This is a genomic window from Streptosporangium sp. NPDC023615 (assembly GCF_040640155.1).
Lineage (GTDB): Bacteria > Actinomycetota > Actinomycetes > Streptosporangiales > Streptosporangiaceae > Streptosporangium.
Window position 1 is genome coordinate 32,539 of record NZ_JBFABE010000070.1, and the last position, 8,827, is coordinate 41,365.

Genomic DNA, 8,827 nt, shown 5'->3' on the forward strand with positions numbered 1-8,827 from the left:
CCTGCTATGTGTTTGCTGCCCTTTTATGCCCATCCCGAGGGGGAACACGGTGGCGAGACACGATCGTGAGGAATCTCTCGAGGAACAGCTCGCCTGGCTTGACGCCATCAAGGAGCAGGAGGAGGCGCCCGCCCTGGCGGTGACGTCCACCACGGTGGACGACGCCGTCATCTCGCCGTACCCCAAGGATCCTTGGAGCCTGGTCCCGACCGAGCCCGACACGACCTCCTCGCCGTTGTTCCGCGCGGCCGCCGATCCGGCCCACCCGGCCACGGGCGAGGCCGAACCGCGGGTCGAGGACGCCGACGCGGCCGAGTGGCTGGAGGCGTCCGAGACGACGAGCTCCTTCACCGTGCCCGCTCCGGCCTCCGGCAGGCGGGAACCGGACCCCGGCCTGCGCACACCGGACCCCGGCGGGCAGGCTCCCGCTCCCGGCGGGCGGGCCTCCGCTCCCGGTGGGCAGGCCTCCGTTCCCGGCGGGCAGGACGACGGTTTCCTCGCCCCGCTCAAGCCGCTGCCTCGCCAGGAGTCCGGCGAGTCCGGCGAGTCCGGCGAGCCCGCCCCGGCCGACTTCACCGAACCGCAGCTCCGCACGCCGTTCGCGGCGCCCGCCCAGGAGCCGTCCCGAGGTCTCTTCGAACAGCCCCGGCGCCCGGCGGAGCAGGTCGAACCCTTCACGCCGGCCGCGGCCCCGGGCAGGCCCCCGGACCCGGAGCCCGGCACGCCCGCCTCCGCCGACACCGGGCGGTTCTCCTTCGGCGGCAACGACCCCGGGGACGTGGACACCGGCCGGTTCTCCTTCGGCCGCCCCGAGACGGACCGTACGCGATCCACCCCGGGAAGCCCGGACCTTCCCGCCGACGGCGACCTCGCGGCCCCGGCCGCCGAGACCGACCGGCCGGGCCGTCCCGCCGACCACGACCGGCCCGCCTCCGGTACGGCCGAGAGCGGCGGTTCCGCGATCGGCGCGGCCAAGGAGGACCGCTTCGTCGCGGGAGGCGCGGAGGCCGAGCGGTTCCCCCCGATCGGCACCGAGCGCGACCGGGACCGGACGGCCCCCGGATCCGCGACGAGCGCGGTCAAGGAGTCGGCCGGGCAGGTGCCCGACCGCTCCGAGTCCGCCTCCGAGCGTTTCCAGACGTCCCCGGGGACGGTTCTCCCGTCCGCTCACGACCCCGGCGCCGAGCGTGGTCCCGAGCGCGGCTCCGAGCGCGGCTCCGAGCGCGGCTCCGAGCGCGGCTCCGAGCGCGGCGAGGCGTTCCGGAGGCCGGAGCCCTTCGGCGCGGACAGGCCAGGAGCCCAGGCCTCGCCGGAGCGCGCCCCCGCCCCCGGCTCGTTCGGCGCGGAGCGCACCGGCGCGGCCTCCTCTCCGTCCTCCTTCTCCGCCTTCTCGACGTCCGAGGCCTTCGCCCCCGGCCGGGAGGCGCCCGCGGGAACGGATCGGGAGAACGTCTCGCCCACGGAACGGGACCTCCCCTTCATCACCGAGCGTGAGACCCCGTTCGGAGCCGACCGGGAGGCCCCCTTCGGACCCGATCGCGAGAACCCGTTCGCGTCCGATCGCGGGAAGCCGTTCACACCCGAGCGTGAGAAGCCGTTCACGCCCGGACGCGAAAACGCCTTCGGGTCCGAGCGGGAGGCCCCTCCCGCGCCGGGCAGGGAGAACCCCTTCGCGCCGGGCAGGGAGGCGGCCGAACCGGCACGCGAGCCCTACCAGCCGCGTCGCCGTCAGACGGCTCCGGAGCCGGCCTTCGGCGCACCCGCCAGGAAAAACGCCCCCGGAAGCGGACCCCGGCAGTCGGCCGACAGCCTGGACCCGGAGTCCCTGCTCAGAGGGCGCCGCAACGGACCCACCGGAGGCTGGCGAAAGCTGATCTTCAAGGCGTCCGCCGGGCTGATCAAGCCGGGTGAGTCGCCCGAGGTCCGCCGGCGCAGGGAACTGGTCGCGCGCGCCCGCACCCCGGTGGCCACCGGCCACCACCGCGTCGCCGTGCTCAGCCTCAAGGGCGGTGTCGGCAAGACCACCACCACGGTCGGCCTCGGCGCCACCCTCGCCCAGGTGCGCGGCGACAGGGTCATCGCGGTCGACGCCAACCCCGACCGGGGCACCCTGTCGGACAAGGTGGAACTCGAGACCTCCGCCACGGTCCGCGACCTGCTCAACGAGCGGCAGCAGATCAAGAGGTACGTCGACATCCGGGCCTTCACCTCGCAGGCCCCGTCACGTCTGGAGATCCTCGCCTCCGACCGTGATCCCTCGGTGTCGGAGGCGTTCAGCGCGTCCGACTACCAGTCGGTCTCCCAGGTCCTGGAGAACTTCTACTCGATCTGCATCACCGACTGCGGTACCGGCCTGCTCCACTCGGCCATGTCCGGAGTTCTCGGACTGGCCGACCAGCTCGTCCTGGTCAGCTCCCCTTCCGTGGACGGCGCCCGAGCCGCCTCGGCGACCCTCGACTGGCTGGAGGCCCACCACTACGAGGAGCTCGTCCGCTCCGCCACGGTGGTGCTGTGCAGCGTCCGTCCGCGCTCGAAGTCGACCGTCGACCTCGACCGCCTGGAGGCCCACTTCGCGGCCCGCTGCCGGGCGGTCGTCCGCGTTCCCTACGACCCGCACCTGGAGGAGGGGGCGGAGATCGACCTGGAGAGGCTCCAGGCCGCCACCCGCGACTCCTACCTCCGCCTGGCCGCCTCGGTCGGCGACGGTTTCGCCGGCCCACAACCCTGACCCGTCCCCGGCGGTCCTGACCCGTACCCGGCGGTCTTGGCCGTACCCGGCGGGCGCCTCGCGTCCGAAAGGACGCGAGGCACCCGCCGGGTCCCGGGCACCCCCGGGCCAGTGAGAGACTAGGGTGCAATCTGACACGTTCTCCGGACGTGTCACCAGGAGAGCTCGCCTAGTGGACGATGGCGGCGGTCTTGAAAACCGCTAGGCCGGGTGACCGGTCTCGTGGGTTCGAATCCCACGCTCTCCGCTGAGCATCACAAACGGCGCCTGACCAGGGACTTCCCTTGGGGCAGGCGCCGTTGATCGTTTCCAGGGTGTGCAGTCGTATGTCGCCGTGAGCGGCTCTGAGTCGGTGGTCGCGGGACATATGCGGGATGGATCTCGCTGGAGAGGTCGAAGGTCACGCGACATAGGTTCCTGTTCATGACCTCGCGTCGGACCGATGTCCACACCTCGGTCTCAACGTGGCGACAGCCCTGTCCGGCCCCGTCTCACCCGAGCGCACCGCACTGGTCAAGAAGGTCGCCGACCGGATCCTGGCACTCGGTGACGGACGGCTGCGGGTGGGCATCGACGGGCCGACCGCGTCGGGCAAGACGAGCTTCGGCCACGAGCTCGCCGAGCAGATCAGCCGGATGGGACGTCCCGTGCTACGAGCGAGTCTGGACGACTTCAAGAAGCCATGGCGGGATCGTCATCTCTACGACCGCCGGTCCGGGATCGGACCACGCTCACCCAACGGCAGGTGAGGATCGATCAAGGACCATTCATCATCGGTGAGCTCTCCACGCGCCATGGCGATGGCCTACCAGGACGGCAAGCCACCGCGCAGGCAAATCCCTCTGATCTCAACTCCGTACAGACCCTAGGACGAGGGCGTGGTGTCGATGACGGTGGCGAGGCCGCGTTCCGCCCAGTGCAGGCGGTCGTCCAGGCCGGCCCGCGCGAAGGCGTCGGTGATGCCGTCGCGTCCCTGGGTGAAGTGCTCCCAGGCGTCGTAGTGCACGGGCACGACCGTTCCCGCGCCCAGTGACCGTGTCAGGCGCGCCCCTTGCTCGCCGTCCATGGTGATGTAGTCGTTGCCGAAGTACGGCACGACCGCGGCTCCGAAGTGGAGGACGGCGGCGCCGACGGTATAGCGGCGGCCGATCTCGTCGAGCTCGTCGTAGTAGACGGTGTCGCCGGAGATGTAGAGGGCCTCGTCTTCGCCGGGGACGCGGAGCAGGAAGCCGATGACGTCGCCGGCGTGGCGTCCCGGGGTGGCGGTGACGAGCAGCGTCCCGTGCTCGCCGGTGAGTTCGTGACTCTCCCAGGGGGCGAGGCCGACCGCGCCGCCGCCGAGCCGCCTGGCGCCGCTGACGGTCGTCAGCACGGTCCGGCCCTCCAGCAGCGCCCGGCCGGCGGCGTCGAGGTTGTCGGGGTGCTCGTCGTGGCTGAGGAGGATCGCGTCGAGGACGGGCAGATCACCGGGTTCGACCGCGGGGCCGAGAAGGCTGCGCAGGGTGACGGGCCCTGTGGGGTACTCGGTGGGGGCGGGGTCGAAGGCGGGGTCGGTCAGCAGGTTCAGGCCGCCCGCTTCGAGGAGGACGGTCGCGGTTCCGATGTAGGTGAGGGTCGTCTTCATGGGTTCTCCCTGGAAGGGGTGGCCGGCCGGATACCGGGACCGGGGCACCGGACATGCCGCCCGGCGGTGAGCGGTCAGAACGTTCGTCAACGGGCATCAGCATGCGCGGACCACCGGTGAGACGTCATCAGTCAAATGACTCCACCTGGCTCGGCTGTGGCGAAACCGTGGAGTTCGCACCCGGCCGCGGCAGAGGCGGATGAGAACTCTGCGGGGAGCGCCCGGCACGGGACGGGGTTCCTGGGGTCCTGGCCGAAAATCCAACGGATATAGGTCTGACTCCCTGTTACATGGGTTTCCAAGACGGAGATGGATCTTCGCCACTACGGTTCGTACCGGTTCGGGTACAAGCGTGGGGGTTGGTGGAAGTCGACTCGGTTCTTCTCCGATGAGCAGATGGAGCGGCTGCGGTCGTTCCCGGATATCGGGAAGGATGAGCCGATCCGGTCTTCACGTTGACGCCGCAGGACCAGGCGTTCCTGGACAGCCCCGGGCGTGGGCCGGAGGCGCGGCCGGGAATGGCGTCGCAGATGTGCGCACTACCGTGGCGGGGCTTGGCTGGGCTTGGTCCCGCGGGACCTGACGCAGGCTCCGCACCGCCCACGGCCTGATCTTGGAGATGCTCGCCGGCCCGCTGCCTGGCATATACGACCCCAGCGGTCCCAGCCGCATGCTCTTCGGCTTCTTCACCGCCATGGCCGAAACCGAGCGCGAAGCCATCCGCGAAGCCACCCTGGAAGGACTCGACGCCGCCGCCCGCAACGGCAGGCACGGCGGTCGGCCGCCCGTCATCACCGAGGACATGCCGCACACCGTGCTCCGCCGCCGGGCAGGCGGCGAATCCGTCGACCGGATCCGCCCCGACCTGATCATCCCCACAGGTAAGCGCAAGGGGCAGAACCCCGGCCCGGCCGGCATCTACCGGGCGCTCGCCCAGCACGAGAAGACCCAGGCGTACCCCGAAGCCGTCGCCCGAGCACGGGCCGACCTCGCCGAGCTCAAGGTAGACGCCTGACTGCATCACCGCAGGTCAGATTCATATCCGTTTATCCGTTGGATTTTCGTCCACGACCCCAGGGCCCCCTTTCGGGGAGCGCGGGAGCCCGGCCACTGACTTGATCATTTGTGCCACTTGATGTGGCCATTAGCATCCTGTGGCATGCCGTTCACCTTGATCCATGCCGTTGTCGCGGTGCCGTTACGCCGCATTCTGCCGGCGGCGCCGCTGGCCGCCGGGGCGATGGTCCCTGACCTTCCCTACTTCGTCCCCAGCGGGATCACTGTCCCCGACGGGCCCTGGTTTCAGCCGCTGATGGATGCCGGACACACCCACAGGGTGCAGGCGGACGCGCTTGTCGCCGATGTGGTGCTGGCGCTGGTGCTGGCGGGAGTGATGACGGTGTGCGCTGCCCCGGCCCGCGCTCTGCTGCCCCAGATGCTGGCCCGGCGGATGGGGCGTCGCGGCCCGGCGTGGGCGGCACGCTGGGCGTGGTGGCCGGTGGCTGCCGTCGTCGGGATCACCACTCATCTGGTGTGGGATGGCCTGAATCACTGGATGGCGGACAACGGGGACCCGGCGCTGCTGAAGGCCGAGGGGGTGCATCTGGTGGGTTCGTTGATCGCGCTGGCGGCGGTGGGCTCGGCCTGCTGGTGGCTCTGGCGCAGGCCGCTGAGCGAGCCGGTGTCCCAGCCGGGCCTAGGGGCGCGGCTGGGGCTTCTGGCGGCGATGGGACTGGTGGCAGCCGGATTGGTCACGATGAAGGGTGCTTGGGCTTGGACGGTGCCGCGGTCGCTGGTGACGTCGACGATCGCCGCGATCGTGCTGGTGCTGCTGGCCTATGCCGCCTTCCGTCGCCTGGCCACGTCTCGGGCCGCGACCTGCCCCCGGCGGGTCAGGCCGAACGGACCATCCCCGCGTCGATGACTTGCTGCGGGCGCTGCTATGACCATGAACTGAATCCGGGTGCTGCCCACCATGCCCGCACCACTAGGTGGGACCAAGAGAACACCCCGCAGTGGGCAAGCCCTAGCTGATCGGCCCACCCGGATCACCAGCTTGCACTGACATCAAGTTCGCTCCGGCACTGTCAGTGGCTCCGCGTTCAACAAAATTCTCAAGCCGGTGGGTGGATGAGGAGCCGGTTCTGTTCCCGTCGAAGATCGCTGTCGGGTCCTGGCCTTTGCGGCAGCTGCCTTCGAGCAGCCCGTGTCGGTCGACGTGCACGACCAACATGTCACGGTTGTCGATCACCTTTGAGGTGCCGCGGGTGTGGATGGTGTCCGACCAGGTGTCCAGGTTCCGGCCGAACCACCGCGGCAACCCGCACGGCTCGGCGACCGCGTCCCAGAAGTCGTCGAGCGTCTCGATCCGCCGGCCTCGCAGGTCAACGACCGGCTCGCTGTCCTTCATCACAGCAGAGTGACCCGTCGGGGCATGTCGACAACCGACCAAGAAAAAGGAACCCGGCCGCAGTTCTAGTCGCAATCCAGCCCCGTTCTGTCCTGGAGGGACCAACGGCATTCGTCGGTCCAGGTGGAGCTGATCTGAACGGTCAAGATCAGAAATGCTGATGCGGTGTAGGTTCTGCAAGTATCCGGCGCCTGCTCTCCCGCACCACCGCGCTGCCATATGATCATCCGTCGTGACGGACCTCTTTGGCAGTCTTTTGGTGCTGCTCCCCGTGGTGGCTCTTGGACATGCGGCGTATCGCGCCTTCCTGAACCCAGGTGATGCGACCGGAATCTTCCGCAGAGGGTTCCTCGCCGGTGGCGTCGTGTTGCTCCTCCTGCCGCTGGTGGGTGTGGTTCAGATCTTCGGTCCTGGCTTTTCCGCGGGCCCTGAGACGCTTGATATCGCGGTGAAGGCGGGAATCGGGATGCTGATCGCGGCCCTCACCTGTGCAGTCGTCGAGCGTAGACAGAGTCGGCATCAGGGATGAACGCAGAGCGGTGTGCTACGACAGAGAGCATAGGGATGAAGAGGCCGGCAGTCTGACGACGTACCCGGTGGGAAGGGGGGCCTCGAGGAACACGATCATTGCGCTGGGATGTGTTTTCGCAGGCCAGGAAATATCGACATCCGCTTCGCAGTAGAACATCAGGAGCTGAGGTTTCCCGCGTCCACTCTGTCCTCTGTCGGTCAACGGTTCGTGAGGGCCGGAACGGTCATCTTCCGGGAACGCCGGACGGCGACGCCCCGACTGATCACGATCACCGCGCCGACGGGCAAGGTCACCGCTCCCGAAAGCTCGGCGAACGCCGCCAGGACGTATTCGCCGTCAGGGTCGCCGACTCCGTCAGGCGAGCCGTTGAGCCATCGTGACGCGGCCATCGCCTGTGAAAGGACCAGGGATCCGAACGCGACGGTGATCCCTCCCAGGACGAAGCCCGGAGGCGCCGGCCGGGGCCGCCTGCTGGAAAAGCCGACCCACAAGGCTCCGGCCGCCAGTGAGACCGGGACCGTGAGAAACCAGCCGATCTCCAGGCTCGTGATCGCATCCAGGCGCAGATGCTCGAATCCTTCGCCTCGCGGGGAGTGCAGGAGCGGGATCATCAAGGTGCCGCCGAGGAGCCCGATCGCGAGGAAACGGAAGAACCACATGATCGGTATGATCTCGGACCCCTTGGGGAGCAGGTCGGGCGCGGACAACCCCCGTGCCCCGCCCGGCGTCCCGCGTGGCCAGGCCAGTAGTCCTTCCGCTTTCGATCCGCGGCTTCGGGATGGTCACCTTCCCTCTGCCAGTCGCCGCTGGGCCGGATCCCACGGCCGCATGTCGCCGTCTTCCTCCACGTCCTCCTCGTACCAGCCCGTTTCCGCGATCCAGGTCTCCAGCCAGTCGATCAGACTCTCCGAGTCGACGTACCACGCACGGTGCCAGCCACCGTCGATCCCGTTCGGTTCGAAGAGCAGCACGGTCTCCTCGGAACCGCGGCAGTCCACGGCGGCGTACATGCCGCACCCCCAGTCCAGGACGGGCAGCACCTCTGCCGGCCAGTGCGTGTCGCCACCGGGTCCCGAACCGTCTCGCTCCCTGTGGTAGTCGTTTACGGCGGTACGCCCTTCACCCAGCAACGGAAGGAACTGGTAGTCGGGGCCGAAGCCGCCGTTGGCCACCTCGCGGTAGAGCCGCGTGAGCACGGGAGGAAGCCGGAAGCCCAGGCTGCGTTCCGCGTGTGCCACTTCTTGGGCCGTCACGGGGGGCGGCAGATGCTCCGTGGTCGCGCCCGCCTTGGCGGACACCCGCCGGAGAAGATCGTCGATGCCTGTCACGACGACGATCCTGTCATCCGCTCACGACAGAGAGGCCGTACCGTCCGGCGGTGCGCCCCCGGTCGCGGGTCCGGTTGCGATCCGGCGCCGTGTCATGCCGTTCCGGACGGGTCACCCGCGCCCGTCGGTCCAGGCGGGCCGATCGGGACCGTGAGCTTCCCCTCGTAGCGTGGAGATCGAACCGAGAGAGGTTTGGTCGTGGCAG

At 69.4% G+C, this 8,827-nt stretch carries 9 protein-coding genes and 1 tRNA gene; 6 read left to right on the forward strand and 4 right to left on the reverse strand.

The annotated features are described in order from the left end of the window. Nucleotides 1-49 precede the first annotated feature (49 nt). The 3 genes from AB0G16_RS32375 (at nucleotide 50) to AB0G16_RS32385 (ending at nucleotide 3,477) form a co-directional block, all read left to right on the forward strand. Nucleotides 50-2,728 carry an AAA family ATPase gene (locus AB0G16_RS32375; protein WP_362813723.1) on the forward strand — a complete coding sequence of 893 codons (2,679 nt, stop codon included), beginning with the start codon at nucleotides 50-52 and terminating at the stop codon, nucleotides 2,726-2,728. Nucleotides 2,729-2,886: 158 nt separating this feature from the next. Then, a tRNA-Ser gene (locus AB0G16_RS32380) sits at nucleotides 2,887-2,975 on the forward strand. A gap of 217 nt (nucleotides 2,976-3,192) precedes the next feature. Beyond that, nucleotides 3,193-3,477 carry a hypothetical protein gene (locus AB0G16_RS32385; protein ID WP_362813726.1) on the forward strand — a complete coding sequence of 95 codons (285 nt, stop codon included), beginning with the start codon at nucleotides 3,193-3,195 and terminating at the stop codon, nucleotides 3,475-3,477. Nucleotides 3,478-3,593: 116 nt separating this feature from the next. Here AB0G16_RS32385 and AB0G16_RS32390 read toward each other — a convergent pair whose 3' ends face one another. Next, a complete protein-coding gene (locus AB0G16_RS32390; protein ID WP_362813729.1) occupies nucleotides 3,594-4,352 on the reverse strand; it encodes an MBL fold metallo-hydrolase in 759 nt (252 codons plus the stop codon). Nucleotides 4,353-4,971: 619 nt separating this feature from the next. On the opposite strand from AB0G16_RS32390, the gene AB0G16_RS32395 reads away from it, so the two are divergent. Together AB0G16_RS32395 and AB0G16_RS32400 are read left to right on the forward strand one after the other, a co-directional pair. Then, nucleotides 4,972-5,367: a recombinase family protein gene (locus tag AB0G16_RS32395; protein WP_362813747.1), complete on the forward strand. Its 396-nt coding sequence runs from the start codon at nucleotides 4,972-4,974 to the stop codon at nucleotides 5,365-5,367. A gap of 144 nt (nucleotides 5,368-5,511) precedes the next feature. Next, nucleotides 5,512-6,276: a DUF4184 family protein gene (locus AB0G16_RS32400; RefSeq protein WP_362813732.1), complete on the forward strand. Its 765-nt coding sequence runs from the start codon at nucleotides 5,512-5,514 to the stop codon at nucleotides 6,274-6,276. A 102-nt stretch (nucleotides 6,277-6,378) separates the two neighbouring features. Here the strand turns inward: AB0G16_RS32400 and AB0G16_RS32405 are convergent, their stop codons facing one another. Continuing rightward, entirely contained in the window at nucleotides 6,379-6,762 is a 384-nt protein-coding gene (locus AB0G16_RS32405; protein ID WP_362813735.1) for a barstar family protein, read from the reverse strand. Nucleotides 6,763-6,994: 232 nt separating this feature from the next. On the opposite strand from AB0G16_RS32405, the gene AB0G16_RS32410 reads away from it, so the two are divergent. After that, a complete protein-coding gene (locus AB0G16_RS32410) occupies nucleotides 6,995-7,291 on the forward strand; it encodes a hypothetical protein (protein WP_362813738.1) in 297 nt (98 codons plus the stop codon). 200 nt (nucleotides 7,292-7,491) lie between these two features. On the opposite strand, the gene AB0G16_RS32415 is transcribed toward AB0G16_RS32410, so the two are convergent. Together AB0G16_RS32415 and AB0G16_RS32420 are read right to left on the reverse strand one after the other, a co-directional pair. Continuing rightward, the gene (locus tag AB0G16_RS32415; RefSeq protein WP_362813741.1) at nucleotides 7,492-7,905 is read right to left on the reverse strand and encodes a hypothetical protein; all 414 of its coding nucleotides are present in this window, start codon (nucleotides 7,903-7,905) and stop codon (nucleotides 7,492-7,494) included. Nucleotides 7,906-8,076: 171 nt separating this feature from the next. Continuing rightward, nucleotides 8,077-8,622 carry an SMI1/KNR4 family protein gene (locus tag AB0G16_RS32420; RefSeq protein ID WP_362813743.1) on the reverse strand — a complete coding sequence of 182 codons (546 nt, stop codon included), beginning with the start codon at nucleotides 8,620-8,622 and terminating at the stop codon, nucleotides 8,077-8,079. Between the last annotated feature and the right edge of the window lie 205 nt (nucleotides 8,623-8,827).

What these genes read in the sequence shown, in the direction of transcription:
- AB0G16_RS32400 (WP_362813732.1), top strand. Translation starts at nt 5,512, where the DNA reads ATGCCGTTCACCTTGATCCATGCCGTTGTCGCGGTGCCGTTACGCCGC.
- AB0G16_RS32415 (WP_362813741.1), bottom strand. Translation starts at nt 7,905, where the DNA reads ATGATCCCGCTCCTGCACTCCCCGCGAGGCGAAGGATTCGAGCATCTG.
- AB0G16_RS32390 (WP_362813729.1), bottom strand. Translation starts at nt 4,352, where the DNA reads ATGAAGACGACCCTCACCTACATCGGAACCGCGACCGTCCTCCTCGAA.
- AB0G16_RS32395 (WP_362813747.1), top strand. Translation starts at nt 4,972, where the DNA reads ATGCTCGCCGGCCCGCTGCCTGGCATATACGACCCCAGCGGTCCCAGC.
- AB0G16_RS32405 (WP_362813735.1), bottom strand. Translation starts at nt 6,762, where the DNA reads ATGAAGGACAGCGAGCCGGTCGTTGACCTGCGAGGCCGGCGGATCGAG.